The sequence below is a fragment of the Streptomyces sp. NPDC045778 genome (assembly GCF_056431945.1).
In genome coordinates, this window is record NZ_JBWKJZ010000001.1 from 515,005 (window position 1) to 527,813 (window position 12,809).

Genomic DNA, 12,809 nt, shown 5'->3' on the forward strand with positions numbered 1-12,809 from the left:
CGCGCGGGCCGGCCCCGCGCGGGCGGGCCTCCTGGGAGTGACCCGACCTTCGCGTTGTTTACGCCTCCGCCGCTTCGGTAAGGGCATAATCGCACCAAGATTCTTCCAAGCTTTGGCGAAGCAGTCACGGAGCGTACGAGTCGTACGGATGCGGGAGGCACAACCATGGCGTGGCTGCTGGTCATCGTCGCCGGGATCCTCGAGACGGGCTTCGCGGTCTGCCTGAAGCTGTCGCACGGCTTCACCCGCGTCTGGCCCACGATCGCCTTCGCCTGCTTCGCCCTCGGCAGCTTCGGCCTGCTCACGCTCGCCCTGAAGAAGCTGGACGTGGGCCCGGCGTACGCGGTGTGGACGGGCATCGGCGCCGCGGGCACGGCCATCTACGGCATGATCTTCCTCGGCGACCTGGTCTCCGCCCTCAAGATCGTCTCGATCACGCTGGTGATCGCCGGCGTCATCGGCCTCCAGCTGTCGGGCTCGGCCCACTGAGACCGCGCAGCACGACGCGGCGGACCAGCTGGAGGGAGTCCTCGTCCCGGCTCCCGGGCGCCACGACGTAGGACAGCGCGACGCGCACCGCGCTCTCGCAGGCCCGCGCCAGCTCCTCCGTCTCCGAGGGCCGGCCCCGCTCGGTCAGCGCGGCCATGACCCGGTCGCGCACCTGGACGAGCAGCTCGGCCGGGCTCGGCACGCCGGCGTCCGCGCGGCGCTGCGCGGGCACCGGCGAGCTGGACACCACGGCCCGGCTCGGCGCGGGCAGGCGCTCGCTCCAGAAGCCGGTGAGCACCGCCCGCACCAGGACGTTGTCGCGGGCGGCGCCGATGGTCCACGCGCTCACGGCGGCGAGCCGGTCCACGGGGTCGCGGGCCTGCGCGAGCGCCCGCTCCACCCCCCGCAGATACCCGTCGGTCTCGCGGCGCAGCAGGGCCCGCGCGAGGCCGTCCTTGCTGCCGAACTCGTTGTACAGGGTCTGCCGGGACACCCCGGCCACCGCCGCCACGTCGACCATCCGCACACCCGCCCACGGCCTGCGGGCCAGGGCGGTGTACGCCGCGTCGAGCAGTGATTCCCGCGCTGCAGGCATCGTCGCCTCCCGCTGCCCAGGGCCGGGCGGCCCGTGCGGTTCTGCTGGCCAGGTTTGACGCGCCACGGGGCACTGTCAAGGGGTACGGCGGACGCCGCCCGATACGCGCTGTGGCTCGCGCGAAACGAGATCGATACTGTTCACCCATGCCCGAGTACCACGATGATCTGCGCCTCGCCCACGTCCTCGCGGACGCCGCCGACGCCGCGACGATGGAGCGGTTCAAGGCCCTCGACCTCCGGGTGGAGACCAAGCCGGACATGACGCCGGTCACCGAGGCCGACAAGGCCGCCGAGGAGCTGATCCGCGGACAGCTCCAGCGCGCCCGGCCGCGGGACGCGATCCTCGGCGAGGAGTACGGCATCGAGGGCACGGGCCCGCGCCGCTGGGTCATCGACCCGATCGACGGCACGAAGAACTACGTACGCGGCGTGCCGGTGTGGGCCACGCTCATCTCCCTGATGGAGGCGGGCGAGGGGGGCTACCAGCCGGTGGTCGGCGTGGTCTCCGCGCCCGCGCTCGGCCGCCGCTGGTGGGCGGCGAAGGGCGGTGGCGCGTACACCGGCCGCAGCCTGTCCTCCGCGACCCGGCTGCGCGTCTCGGAGGTGGCCGGGCTCCAGGACGCGTCCTTCGCGTACTCCTCGCTCAGCGGCTGGGAGGAGCGGGGGCGCCTGGACGGCTTCCTCGACCTCACGCGCGCCTGCTGGCGCACCCGTGCGTACGGCGACTTCTGGCCGTACATGATGGTCGCCGAGGGCGCGGTCGACATCTGCGCGGAGCCGGAGCTGTCCCTGTGGGACATGGCGGCGAACGCGATCGTGGTGACGGAGGCGGGCGGCCGCTTCACCGGCCTCGACGGGGCCCCCGGCCCGCACAGCGGCAACGCGGCGGCGTCGAACGGGCTGCTCCACGACGAGATGCTCGCCTACCTGAACCAGAGCTAGGCCCGGCCTCACCCCCGCAGCCGAACCAGCGCTCGGACCGGCCCTGCGGCCGCAGGCGAACCAGGGCTCGGACGAGCCGCACGGCCGTAGGCGGACCAGGGCTAGGACCGAGCCGCGCGACCGTAGGCGGGTCAGGGCTCGGACCAGCCGCGCGGCCGGAGGCGGAACAGGGCTCGGACCAGCCGCGCGGCCGCAGGCGGACCAAGACCCGGACCAGCCGCACGGCCGCAGGTGGACCAGGGCTCGGACCAGCCTCGCCGCCGGAGGCGGAACAGGGCTCGGACCAGCCGCGCCGCCGCAGGCGGACCAAGGCCGGGACCAGCCGCACGGCCGCAGGTGGACCAGGGCTCGGACCAGCCCCGCGGCCGCAGGCGAACCAAGGCCCGGACCAGCCCCGCGGCCGCAGGCGAACCAGGGCTCGGACCAGCCTCGCCGCCGCAGGCGGACCAGGCCGGGCCCAGCCCCGCGGCCGCCTGCTTTCGAACCGGGCGCACCCGCCCCCTTGTTGACCCTCCGTTTCGCTGCGACTCTGAGAGTCCCCCCGCTTGTGAACTTGTGAATCCTTTCTCTTGGCAATGCGCTCCCCTACTCCAGGCATGCCAGGGCAAAGGGCTCACCAAGGAGGTGGCTCAAGCCCATGCTCGTCCGTGACGCCATGAGCACATTGGTCCTCACCATCGGCCCCGCGCACACCCTCCGTCAGGCGGCCCGGCTGATGTCGGCGCGCCGCGTCGGCGCGGCCGTCGTCCTCGACCCCGACACCTGCGGCCTCGGCATCCTGACCGAGCGCGACGTCCTCAACTCCCTCGGCCTCGGCCAGAACCCGGACTTCGAGACCGCGAGCGCGCACACGACGACCTCCGTCGTCTTCGCGGGGCCGGCCTGGACCCTGGAGGACGCCGCGGACGCCATGACCCACGGCGGCTTCCGGCACCTCGTCGTCCTGGAACACGACGAGCCGGTGGGCATCGTCTCCGTACGCGACATCATCCGCTGCTGGGCGCCGGGCCGCCGCCGCCCCGCCCCGGTGGCCGAGTTCACGGCCGGCTGAGCACCGCCCGGACACGGCGAACGGGCCGGACCCCCGAGGGGATCCGGCCCGTCACCTACGGCAAGGGCCTGGGTGTTTAGCCGCGCAGGGCCTGGACCGCGGCCTCCAGGCGCTTGCCGAAGTCTTCGTCCGCCCGGCGGAAGTTGCCGATGGCGCGCTCGGCGATGTCGGCGCGCGAGACGCCCGCGATGGCGCCCGCGAGGTTCCCGATCAGCCGGTCGCGCTCGTCGTCCGACATCAGCCGGTACAGGTTGCCCGCCTGCACGAAGTCGTCGTCCTCGGCGTGCACGGGCGCCGCGTGGTTGCCCGTGCTCCCGGTGACGGCGGTCGGCTCCCACAGCGGCCGGTCTGTCTGGGCCGGACCGCCGAAGGAGTTGGGCTCGTAGTTCTTGGCGCCCTTGTGACGGCCGTCGTACAGATAGCCGTCGCGGCTGTACGAGCGGGCCTCCGTGGCGTGCGGACGGTTCACCGGCAGGTGGTCGGCGTTGATGCCGACGCGGTAGCGGTGGGCGTCGGCGTACGCGAACAGGCGGCCCTGGAGCATCTTGTCCGGCGAAGGCCCGATGCCGGGGACGAAGTGCGCGGGCGAGAAGATCGCCTGCTCGACCTCGGCGAAGACGTTCTCCGGGTTGCGATTGAGTTCCAGCTTGCCGATCTCGATCGGCGGGTAGTCCGCGTGCGGCCACACCTTGGTGAGGTCGAACGGGTTGAAGCGGTAGGTCGCCGCGTCGGCCACGGGCATGATCTGGACCTGCACGGTCCAGCTCGGGAACTCGCCGCGCTCGATGGACTCGCGCAGGTCGCGCTGGTGCGAGTCGGGGTCCTTGCCCGCGAGGACCTCCGCCTCCTGAGCGGTCAGGTTCTTGATGCCCTGGTCGGTCTTGAAGTGGTACTTGACCCAGAAGGCCTCGCCGGCCTCGTTGCTCCACTGGAAGGTGTGCGAGCCGAAGCCGTCCATGTGGCGGTACGACGCCGGGATGCCGCGGTCACCGAACAGCCAGGTCACCTGGTGCGTCGACTCCGGGCTGAGCCCCCAGAAGTCCCACACGTTGTCGGCTTCCTGGGAGCCCGTGTACGGGTCGCGCTTCTGGGTGTGGATGAAGTCGGGGAACTTGATGGCGTCCCGGATGAAGAAGACCGGGGTGTTGTTGCCGACGAGGTCGTAGTTGCCCTCCTCGGTGTAGAACTTCAGCGAGAAGCCGCGCGGGTCGCGCACCGCGTCGGCCGCGCCGAGGTTGCCCGCGACCGTGGAGAAGCGCAGGAAGACCTCGGTCTCCTTGCCGATCTCGGAGAGGAACTTGGCGCGCGTGTACGGAGTGACGTCCGCCGTCACCGTGAAGGTGCCGTAGGCGCCCGCGCCCCGCGCGTGCACCACGCGCTCCGGGATCCGCTCGCGGTTGAAGTGCGCCAGCTTCTCCAGGAGGTGCTGGTCCTGGAGCAGCATGGGACCGCCGACGCCCGCGGTCTCGCTGTTCTGGTTGTCGGCCACCGGCGCTCCGGCCTCGGTGGTGAGGGGTCCCTGCGTCACGTGCGCCTCCTGCGTCATTACCTGCGAGTCCTGTCCCGTGGCGGATGCCGATCCCTTGGCCCGCGCCGAACTCGATCCTACGATAGACATTGTCTAAGTCAAGTGGCCTTCCAAAGTCACACTCGGTCGGGACCTAGGTCCCCTGCCTGTTAGGCTGGATTCATGAGCGACCTGTTGGAACGACTGCGCGGACGCGGCTGGCGGATGACCTCGCAGCGGCGCGTCGTGGCCGAGGTCCTCGATGGGGATCACGTCCACCTGACGGCGGACGAGGTGCACGCGCGTGCCGTCGCGAAGCTGCCGGAGATCTCCCGGGCGACCGTCTACAACACCCTGGGCGAGCTGGTCTCGCTCGGCGAGATCCTCGAGGTCAGCACGGACCGCAGAGCCAAGCGGTACGACCCGAACGCGCACCGGCCGCACCAGCATCTGGTGTGCTCCCGGTGCGGTGCGATCCGTGACGTCCACCCGACGGGCAATCCGCTGTCGGTCCTTCCCGACTCCGAGCGCTTCGGCTTCACGATCTCGGACGTGGAGGTCACGTACCGGGGCGTGTGCCCCACGTGCGCGGCCGGCGCCTGAGCGGACGACGACGCGGGTGAGGCCCGGACGCCATGGCGTCCGGGCCTCACTCTTGCTCTCCACCCGCGCCCCAGGGGCGCGGAAACACCGAAGGCCCGGAACCTGATCGGTTCCGGGCCTTCGGCCTCTAGTAGCGGGGACAGGATTTGAACCTGCGACCTCTGGGTTATGAGCCCAGCGAGCTACCGAGCTGCTCCACCCCGCGTCGGTGAACCCAACAGTACGCCACGCCCACGACCAGCGCAAATCGCTTCCCGTACGAGGCGCAGGGCCCTTCCGGGCCCTACGCCGACAGCTCCTGCCGCAAGGCCTCGCCCAGCCGGGCCGCGCGCTCGGCGACCTCCGCGGGGCCCAGTTCCACCGCTCGCGAGGCCCATCGCTGCCCCTCCGCGAGCTGCCCCCGGCGGGCGTAGAGCAGGGCGAGCCGCAGCGCGGCCCGGCCGTGCCCGGCGTCGGCTGCGCGCGTCCACCACAGGGCCGCCTCCGGCTCGCTGCCCTCGCGGGCGAGGAGCAGGCCCAGATTGAACGCGCCGTTCCGGCTTCCGGCCTCCGCCGCGAGGCGGTACCACCGCGCGGCCTCGACCACGTCGCCGCGCCCGGCGGCGAGCATCCCGACCCGCACCTGGGCCCGCCGGTGGCCCTGCTGGGCCGCGCGCTCGTACCACTCCTCGCACTCCGACTTGCGCGCCGCGGGCTCCCCGAGCGCGGGCGCCGCCGCGGCCGGACGGCGCGCGTCGAGCACGGTGCCGAGCCGGTACGCGGCCTCCGCGCTGCCGCCGCCCGCGGCACACCGCAGGTGCCGCTCGGCCTCCCGCTCGTCGCCCTCGCGCAGCCGGGCCGTGCCGACCTGGAGCGCGGCGTCCGTGTGCCCGGCCGCCGCGGCCCGCTCGTACCAGCGCAGCGCCGCCGCCTCGTCGCCCCGGCTCGCGTACAGGATGCCGAGGTTGAACGCGGCGTCCACGCTGCCGGCCTCGGCGGCCTTGGAGAACCAGGGCTCGGCGCCGAGCGCGTCGCCGCCCTGGAGCAGCAGCACCGCGAGCGCGTTCGCCGCCTCGCGGTGTCCGGCGTAGGCGGCGCGGCGGTACCACTGGTCGGCCTGCGCGGTGCGCTTCTGCTCGGCGCACAGCAGGCCCAGGTTGTACGCGCCGTTCACGTCGCCCGCGTCGAGGGCCGCGCGGTACCAGCGCTCGGCGGTCTGGGTCTCGCCGCGCTCGGCGTGCAGCGCGCCGAGCGCGTTGGCCGCGTTGCCGTCGCCGTCCTGGGCGGCCTTGAGCCACCACACGGCGGCGTTCGTCTCGTCGCCCGCGTCGCGCAGCAGGAAGCCGAGGGCGCAGGCGGCCTTGGCCTCGCCGTCCTTGGCCGAGGTCAGATACCAGCGGCCGGCTTCCTTCAGCTCGCCGCGCTTCTCCAGGATGGCGCCGAGGTGCAGCGCGGCGCGCCGGTGGCCGCGCGCGGCGGCCTGACGGTACCACTGCTCGGCCTCGCGCAGCGGCGAGCGGCCGGCCGCGGTGCGGGCCTCGGTCTCGCCGGGGGGCTCCTGCTCGGCGCGCCGGTCCAGGGCGCGCGCCAGGCGGTAGGCGGCCTCGCGGTGCCCGCGCTCGGCGGCGGTGCGCATCCAGCGCTCGGCGCCGACGTCACCGCGGTGCTCCAGGAGGTCGGCGAGCGCGTACGCGCCGAGGGTGTGGCCCTGCTCGGCGGACTGGCGCAGCCAGTACTCGGCCGCGGGCTCGTCGCCGCGCTCGCGGTGGTGCCGGCCGAGCGCGTGGGCCGCGGCGGCCGAGCCCGCGACGGCGGCGATCCGCCACCATCCGGCGGCGTCGTCCACGTAGCCGCGCTGGTGCAGGAGGACACCCAGGTTGTTGGCCGCGGCGCGGTCACCGGCGGCGGTCGCCGCGCGCAGCAAGGATTCGGCACCGTCGAGATCACCGCGACGCAGCAACAGGCTCCCCAGGACGCTCATCGCGTCCACGTCCCCGGCCTCGGCCGCGAGCCGGTGCTGCATCTCTTCCGCGGCGGCCCCCGGGTCATCCCGGTCGGCCGACGGCGTAAAACGCCCAGTCTCCAACAGAGTTGCCTTGTCCCCCATAACGTCCATCGTCGCACCACCTGCAACCTGGGTACACCTGGTATACCGCAGCCAGTGAGGTCACTTCAGCGTTTTGTCGACATGCCCACAGAGAGATAAGTGAAACACAGCTTCCCTCAACTCCCCCCGCCCGGACCACTCTTCGCACGAACCCCACATCACTGGCATGGGACACCGGCATGGGTGCGGCGCGGAGGGGGCGCGCCGGGCATGACGAAGGCCCGGATCCTGTGATCAGGATCCGGGCCTTCGTCGTGAGTAGCGGGGACAGGATTTGAACCTGCGACCTCTGGGTTATGAGCCCAGCGAGCTACCGAGCTGCTCCACCCCGCGCCGTTGTGTACGTCACCGTATCACGGCGCGGGGCGGCCTCCGCGCGCTGCCTGCGCGCTCAGGGCGTCCCGGGCGTCCCGGGCCTGCGGCTATCCGCCGCCCTTGTCGCCCTTGTCACCCTGTCCGCCCTTGTCGTTCTTCTTCGAGGCGTCGGACTGGGCGTCCTCGGCGCGCTCAAGGGCCTCCTGGAGCTTGGCCTGGGCCTTGCCGTAGGCCTCCCAGTCGTCGTCCTTGAGGGCCTCCTTGCCCTCGTCGATCGCCTTCTGGGCGTCGTCGATGGCCTTCTGGAGGTCGGGGTTGCCCGAGGCCGGCGGCTTCTCCTTGTCGGGCTTCTCCTTGTCACCGCCGCCCGGTTTGTCCGGTGGCTCGACGGGAGTGGCCCCTTCGGTCCCGAAGACCACGTTGAGCGCCTTCTCCAGGGTGCTCTCGAAGGCGATCTTGTCTCCGTAGGTGACGAGGACCCGCTTCAGGAGCGGGTACTTGAGCCCACCGCCCTTGACGTAGACCGGCTCCACATAGAGCAGGCCGCCATCCAGGGGCACCGTCAGCAGATTGCCGTAGTCGACCTGCGAGTCGCCGCCCTTCAGAAGTCTGATCTGCTCCGCGATGTCCTTGTCGGAGTTGAACTGACTCTGGACGAGCTTGGGGCCGTCGACGGTTCTGTCGGTCGGCATCTTCAGGATCTGGATCTTGCCGTAGTCCGGTGATCCCGCGTCCGCGTTGACCGCCATGAAGGCGCTCAGGTTGTTCCGCTTGTTGGGCACGAAGGTCGTCGTCAGCGAGAAGTCCTGCTTCTTGCTGTTCGGCATCTTCATGCTCAGGTAGTACGGCGGGACGGCGCTGGACGTCTGGTTCGTCGGGTCGCTCGGGACCTCCCACACCTCGCTGCCGCTGAGGAACGTGTCGGCGTCCTTCACGTGGTAGCGGGTGAGCAGCTCGCGCTGGACCTTGAACAGGTCCTGCGGGTAGCGCAGGTGGTCCATCAGGGCCGGGGAGATCTCGCTCTTGTCCTTGACGGTGTCCGGGAACGCCTTGCGCCACGTCTTCAGAATGGGGTCCTTGGTGTCCCACTCGTACAACTTGACGTCACCGGTGTACGCGTCGACGGTCGCCTTCACCGAGTTGCGGATGTAGTTGACCTGGTTCTGCTGGGCCACCACCTGGCGCTGGTTGTTCCGCGCCGTCAGGGAGTCCGCCGTGGTGTCGCCGAGCGTGGTGCGCGACGCGTACGGATAGCCGTTCGTCGTCGTGTAGGCGTCGACGATCCACTGGATCTTGCCGTCGACCACCGCCGGGTAGGCGTCGCCGTCGATCGTCAGCCAGGGGGCCACCGCCTCGACGCGCTCCTTGGGCGTGCGGTTGTACAGGATCCGCGAGCCCTTGCCGATCGCGCCCGAGTACAGCATCTGGGGCTCGCCGAACGACACCGCGTACGCGGCCCGGTTGATGGGGTTGGAGAGGTTGACGCCGCTGCCGCCCTGGTAGCTGGTCGTCTTCTCGCCGCTGTCGTCGGAGTAGTCGATCTCCTTCTGGGGACCGCCGACGATCGAGTACTGCGTGGTCTTCTCGCCGTAGTAGATGCGCTGCTGGTACCGCGGCAGGCTGCCCTTGGACGGCAGGTCGGACTCGGTGAAGACCGGCTCGCCGGACCCCTTCGCCTCCGTGCCCTTGGCCGCGACGACGCCGTAGCCGTGGGTGTAGCGGAAGTGGTCGTTGATCCAGTTGTTCTTCTGGACGCCCTTGAGGTCGAGTTCGCGCAGGCCGATGACGGTGTCCTGCTCCTTGCCGTCCTTGTCCTTGTAGCGGTCGACGTCCAGGTTCGACGGGAAGCCGTAGTAGGCCTTCATCTGCTGGAGCTGCTGGAACGTCGGCGAGACGATGTTCGGGTCGAGCAGGCGGAAGCTGGCGGCGTCCGCGGCGGCGTCGCGCAGCTTCGACGTGTCCGCGGTGTTGCTCACGCCCGGGTACTTCTTCACATCGGTGCCGCCGATGCCGTACGCCTTGCGCGTCGCTTCCAGGTTCTTCTCGACGTACGGGGCTTCCTTCGCCTGCTCGTTCGGCTGGACCTGGAACTTCTGGACGATGGCCGGGTACAGGCCGCCGATCAGGATGGCGGAGAGCACCATCAGGCCGAAGCCGATGACGGGCAGCTGCCAGGTGCGCCGCCACAGCGTGGCGAAGAACAGCAGCGCGCAGATGACGGCGATGCAGAACAGGATCGTCTTCGCCGGCAGATAGGCGTTGGCGTCGACGTACCTCAGGCCCGTCCAGTTGTCGGTCGCCTTGAAGTCACTGGACTTCACCGCGAGGCCGTACCGGTCGAGCCAGTACGCGACGGCCTTGAGCGCCACGAAGATGCCGATGAGCACCGACAGGTGCCCCGTCGCCGCGGCCGTGGCCCGGCCGCCGGGGCTGGTGATGCGCAGGCCGCCGTACAGGTAGTGCGTCAGCGCCGCGGCGATCACCGAGAGGACCGTGGCCGCGAAGCCGAAGCCCAGCAGGAAGCGGTACCAGGGCAGGTCGAAGGCGAAGAAGGAGACGTCCAGGTGGAACTGGGGGTCCTTCTGGCCGAAGGGCACGCCGTTGACCCACATCAGCCAGGTGCGCCACTGTCCCGCCGCGGAGGCGCCCGCGATCAGGCCGACGAGCGCGGTGATGCCGATGAGGAGCCACTTCTTGTACGGCGCGATCGCCATGCGGTACCGGTCGAGGCTCTGCTGCTCCATCGACATGGCGCTCAGCGGCGGGCGCAGCCGGTGCGCCAGCCAGATGTTCACACCGACCGCGGCCGCCATGAGGAGGCCGAAGACGAAGAACAGGCCGATCTTGGTCGACAGGGTCGTCGTGAAGACCGATGAGTAGCCGACCGAGCGGAACCAGAGCCAGTCCGTCCAGAACCCCGCGAACATGACGAACGCCATGGCCAGCACGGCCAGGACGCCGAGCGTCAAAAGCAGGGTCCGGACACGACGGGACGGTCGGCCCACTCTGATCCGTGGCCCCGTCGGGCCTCCGCCGCGGTCCGGCATCTGGAAAGCCAAGGTGCGCACCTCGAAGTTCGCTGTAGCTGTAGCTCTGGCTGAATCAGGCCCCGCGATCGTAGAGCCCACTCATGCAACTTACCGACGCTTTACTCAGTTCCCGTTCCGGGGTCTGAACCAGGCAGGATATTGGGCATGCCCAACGTTTCCCCCTCCGGCCCTCCGATGGCCGCGAGCCCCCTGACCCGTGCCGTGCTCGAAATCGACGAATATGTCGCGACCCTCGGCTGGGATCAGCCCGCCCGTCTCTTCGCTCTCGTGGACACCGCGCGCCTGCGCGCCCAGGAGCCCGGCCTCGCCGACCGCCTCGGCCTTCCCGACGACGGCTCCGCCGCGCCGCTCACCCCCATCGAGCAGGAGGAACTGCCTGCCGGTGCCGCGCTCGACGAATTCCTCGGCACCATCGCCTGGCCCGATTCGGTGGCCGGCTGCGCCCTCACCGTGGAGCGTCTGATGCTCCCGCCGTCCGCGGAGGCATCCGTTCCGCAGGATCTGAGCGAGAAGCAGCTCGCCGCGTGGGTGGCGAAGCACCCCGAGCGCCAGGAGGTCCGCATGACGGTCGCGGTGCTGCGTGACGGCGCGCGCGAATCGGCCCTGCGGCTGCGTGAGAAGGACTCCGCCACGGAGGTCCTGACGGGCTCCGACCTGGTGCCGGGGCTCGCGGACGCGCTGACCGCGACGTTCGCGGAGTAGCCGCTTGGCGGACGCGTGACGGAATCCGACCGTGTACGTGGCCGGGGCCGGGGTCGAGGGCCCCGGCCGCGGCCGTTCCCGGGGGCTCAGCCCTTGGCGCACTGCGGCAGGCCCGCGGTGTCTCCCTTGCGGATCTTGTCGAGGGACTTCACGGCGTCGGCGATGGTGTCCACCTTGATCAGCGTGAGCCCGTCGGGGACGTCCTTCGCGGCGGTCGCGCAGTTGTCCTTGGGCGTGAGGAAGTACTCGGCGCCCTTGTCGCGCGCGCCCACGGTCTTCATCTCGATGCCGCCGATGGGGCCGACCTTGCCGTCGTCCTCGATCGTGCCGGTGCCCGCGACGAACTTGCCGCCGGTGAGGTCACCGGGTGTGATCTTGTCGACGATGCCGAGTGCGAACATCAGGCCCGCGCTCGGTCCGCCCACGTCGGCGAGCTTGATGTCGATGGTGAAGGGGAAGGTGTGGTCGGTTCCGGCCTGGATGCCGACGATCGCCCGGGCCTTGCCCTCGTCGTCGGACTTCGCCGTGGTGATCTTGATGTCCTCGGTCCTGGTGGGCTTCTTGCCGGCCTTCTCGGCGGCGGCCGCTTCCTTGACCGGTACGACGGTGAACGTGACGGTCTCGCCGGGCTTGTGCCGGGTGACGAGCTTGGCGACGTCCGTGGTCTTCTTCACGGCCGTGCCGTCCACGCTCCGGATGACGTCGCCCGCGTGCAGCCGGCCCTCGGCCGGGCTGTCCTTGACGACGCTGCCCACGACGACCTGGGACTTCACGGGGATGTCCAGCTGTTTCAGGGCGGCGACCTTCGCGCTCTCCTGGGACTGGCTGAATTCCTCGGCGTTCTCCCGGGACGACTCCTGCTCGGTCTTGCCGTCCGGGTACAGCGTCTCGTGCGGTACGACGATGTTGTCGTGCGAGAGCCAGCCGTAGACGGCCTCGGCGAGGTTCATCTTGTAGTCGGCGCTGGTGACGCGGACCGTCGTCATGTTCAGGTGGCCGCTCGTCGGGTAGGTCTTGCGGCCCGAGATCTGGAGCACCGGCTCGCCGTCGTGGTCACCCAGGGTGTTCACCGTCGGCCCCGGGGACATCTCCGAGTACGGCACTTTGATGAGCACTCCCGCGCAGAGCAGCGCGATGAGCATCAGGGTGGAGGCGAGCAGCGTCGCCGTGCGGCGTGGCATGGAACGACAGTACGGGACGGTCCTGTGAGGGCACCCCCGGGGCCGGTCCGTACGGGCCGGGCGGGCAGGCCGCTGGGCGGTCCCCCGGGTGTGGCGGGACCGCGGTTCAGACGGCGTCGGTACCCGAGTGGGTCTTCTCCATCGCCTTGCGGAACGCCGCGTAGCCGTTCAGCTCGCTGATGTCGCCGGTCTTTCCGCTCTCGCGGTTGCGATGGGCCAAAAGAGCCCACAGACCTGCGCCGACCGCCGCCAGAAGTGGAATGAGCAACCAGGCAAGTGATGCCAT

At 70.6% G+C, this 12,809-nt stretch carries 11 protein-coding genes and 2 tRNA genes; 5 read left to right on the plus strand and 8 right to left on the minus strand.

The window, feature by feature from the left end:
- The first annotated feature begins 165 nt into the window (after positions 1 to 165).
- Positions 166 to 489, plus strand: coding sequence for a DMT family transporter (locus AC07GB_RS02270; RefSeq protein ID WP_478841322.1), 324 nt, complete (start codon positions 166 to 168; stop codon positions 487 to 489).
- On the opposite strand, the gene AC07GB_RS02275 is transcribed toward AC07GB_RS02270, so the two are convergent.
- A complete protein-coding gene (locus AC07GB_RS02275; RefSeq protein ID WP_478841323.1) occupies positions 455 to 1,084 on the minus strand; it encodes a TetR/AcrR family transcriptional regulator in 630 nt (209 codons plus the stop codon). The two genes, AC07GB_RS02270 and AC07GB_RS02275, sit on opposite strands and share 35 nt — an antisense overlap.
- 146 nt (positions 1,085 to 1,230) lie before the next feature.
- On the opposite strand from AC07GB_RS02275, the gene hisN reads away from it, so the two are divergent.
- Positions 1,231 to 2,028: a histidinol-phosphatase gene (gene hisN / locus AC07GB_RS02280; RefSeq protein WP_478841324.1), complete on the plus strand. Its 798-nt coding sequence runs from the start codon at positions 1,231 to 1,233 to the stop codon at positions 2,026 to 2,028.
- 637 nt (positions 2,029 to 2,665) lie between these two features.
- Positions 2,666 to 3,079: a CBS domain-containing protein gene (locus AC07GB_RS02285; protein ID WP_478841325.1), complete on the plus strand. Its 414-nt coding sequence runs from the start codon at positions 2,666 to 2,668 to the stop codon at positions 3,077 to 3,079.
- 76 nt (positions 3,080 to 3,155) lie between these two features.
- Here AC07GB_RS02285 and AC07GB_RS02290 read toward each other — a convergent pair whose 3' ends face one another.
- A complete protein-coding gene (locus AC07GB_RS02290) occupies positions 3,156 to 4,607 on the minus strand; it encodes a catalase (protein ID WP_478841326.1) in 1,452 nt (483 codons plus the stop codon).
- A 162-nt stretch (positions 4,608 to 4,769) separates the two neighbouring features.
- Here AC07GB_RS02290 and AC07GB_RS02295 point away from each other — a divergent pair, with 162 nt between their 5' ends.
- Entirely contained in the window at positions 4,770 to 5,189 is a 420-nt protein-coding gene (locus AC07GB_RS02295; protein WP_478841327.1) for a Fur family transcriptional regulator, read from the plus strand.
- A gap of 131 nt (positions 5,190 to 5,320) precedes the next feature.
- Here AC07GB_RS02295 and AC07GB_RS02300 read toward each other — a convergent pair.
- The 4 genes from AC07GB_RS02300 to AC07GB_RS02315 form a co-directional block, all read right to left on the minus strand.
- Positions 5,321 to 5,394, minus strand: a tRNA-Met gene (locus AC07GB_RS02300).
- Positions 5,395 to 5,472: 78 nt separating this feature from the next.
- Positions 5,473 to 7,284 (minus strand): tetratricopeptide repeat protein, encoded by a 1,812-nt coding sequence (locus AC07GB_RS02305; RefSeq protein ID WP_478841328.1) that lies wholly within the window; start codon positions 7,282 to 7,284, stop codon positions 5,473 to 5,475.
- Between the two features lie 250 nt (positions 7,285 to 7,534).
- Positions 7,535 to 7,608 (minus strand) — tRNA-Met (locus AC07GB_RS02310).
- A gap of 89 nt (positions 7,609 to 7,697) precedes the next feature.
- Positions 7,698 to 10,637, minus strand: coding sequence for a UPF0182 family membrane protein (locus tag AC07GB_RS02315; RefSeq protein WP_478841416.1), 2,940 nt, complete (start codon positions 10,635 to 10,637; stop codon positions 7,698 to 7,700).
- Positions 10,638 to 10,784: 147 nt separating this feature from the next.
- On the opposite strand from AC07GB_RS02315, the gene AC07GB_RS02320 reads away from it, so the two are divergent.
- A complete protein-coding gene (locus AC07GB_RS02320; protein ID WP_478841329.1) occupies positions 10,785 to 11,342 on the plus strand; it encodes a PPA1309 family protein in 558 nt (185 codons plus the stop codon).
- Positions 11,343 to 11,428: 86 nt separating this feature from the next.
- Here AC07GB_RS02320 and AC07GB_RS02325 read toward each other — a convergent pair whose 3' ends face one another.
- A complete protein-coding gene (locus AC07GB_RS02325) occupies positions 11,429 to 12,523 on the minus strand; it encodes a YlbL family protein (protein WP_478841330.1) in 1,095 nt (364 codons plus the stop codon).
- A gap of 106 nt (positions 12,524 to 12,629) precedes the next feature.
- A complete protein-coding gene (locus AC07GB_RS02330; RefSeq protein ID WP_030683279.1) occupies positions 12,630 to 12,809 on the minus strand; it encodes a hypothetical protein in 180 nt (59 codons plus the stop codon).

What these genes read in the sequence shown, in the direction of transcription:
- AC07GB_RS02270 (WP_478841322.1), top strand. Translation starts at nt 166, where the DNA reads ATGGCGTGGCTGCTGGTCATCGTCGCCGGGATCCTCGAGACGGGCTTC.
- AC07GB_RS02275 (WP_478841323.1), bottom strand. Translation starts at nt 1,084, where the DNA reads ATGCCTGCAGCGCGGGAATCACTGCTCGACGCGGCGTACACCGCCCTG.
- hisN (WP_478841324.1), top strand. Translation starts at nt 1,231, where the DNA reads ATGCCCGAGTACCACGATGATCTGCGCCTCGCCCACGTCCTCGCGGAC.
- AC07GB_RS02285 (WP_478841325.1), top strand. Translation starts at nt 2,666, where the DNA reads ATGCTCGTCCGTGACGCCATGAGCACATTGGTCCTCACCATCGGCCCC.
- AC07GB_RS02295 (WP_478841327.1), top strand. Translation starts at nt 4,770, where the DNA reads ATGAGCGACCTGTTGGAACGACTGCGCGGACGCGGCTGGCGGATGACC.
- AC07GB_RS02305 (WP_478841328.1), bottom strand. Translation starts at nt 7,284, where the DNA reads ATGGACGTTATGGGGGACAAGGCAACTCTGTTGGAGACTGGGCGTTTT.
- AC07GB_RS02315 (WP_478841416.1), bottom strand. Translation starts at nt 10,637, where the DNA reads ATGCCGGACCGCGGCGGAGGCCCGACGGGGCCACGGATCAGAGTGGGC.
- AC07GB_RS02320 (WP_478841329.1), top strand. Translation starts at nt 10,785, where the DNA reads ATGCCCAACGTTTCCCCCTCCGGCCCTCCGATGGCCGCGAGCCCCCTG.
- AC07GB_RS02325 (WP_478841330.1), bottom strand. Translation starts at nt 12,523, where the DNA reads ATGCCACGCCGCACGGCGACGCTGCTCGCCTCCACCCTGATGCTCATC.
- AC07GB_RS02330 (WP_030683279.1), bottom strand. Translation starts at nt 12,809, where the DNA reads ATGGCATCACTTGCCTGGTTGCTCATTCCACTTCTGGCGGCGGTCGGC.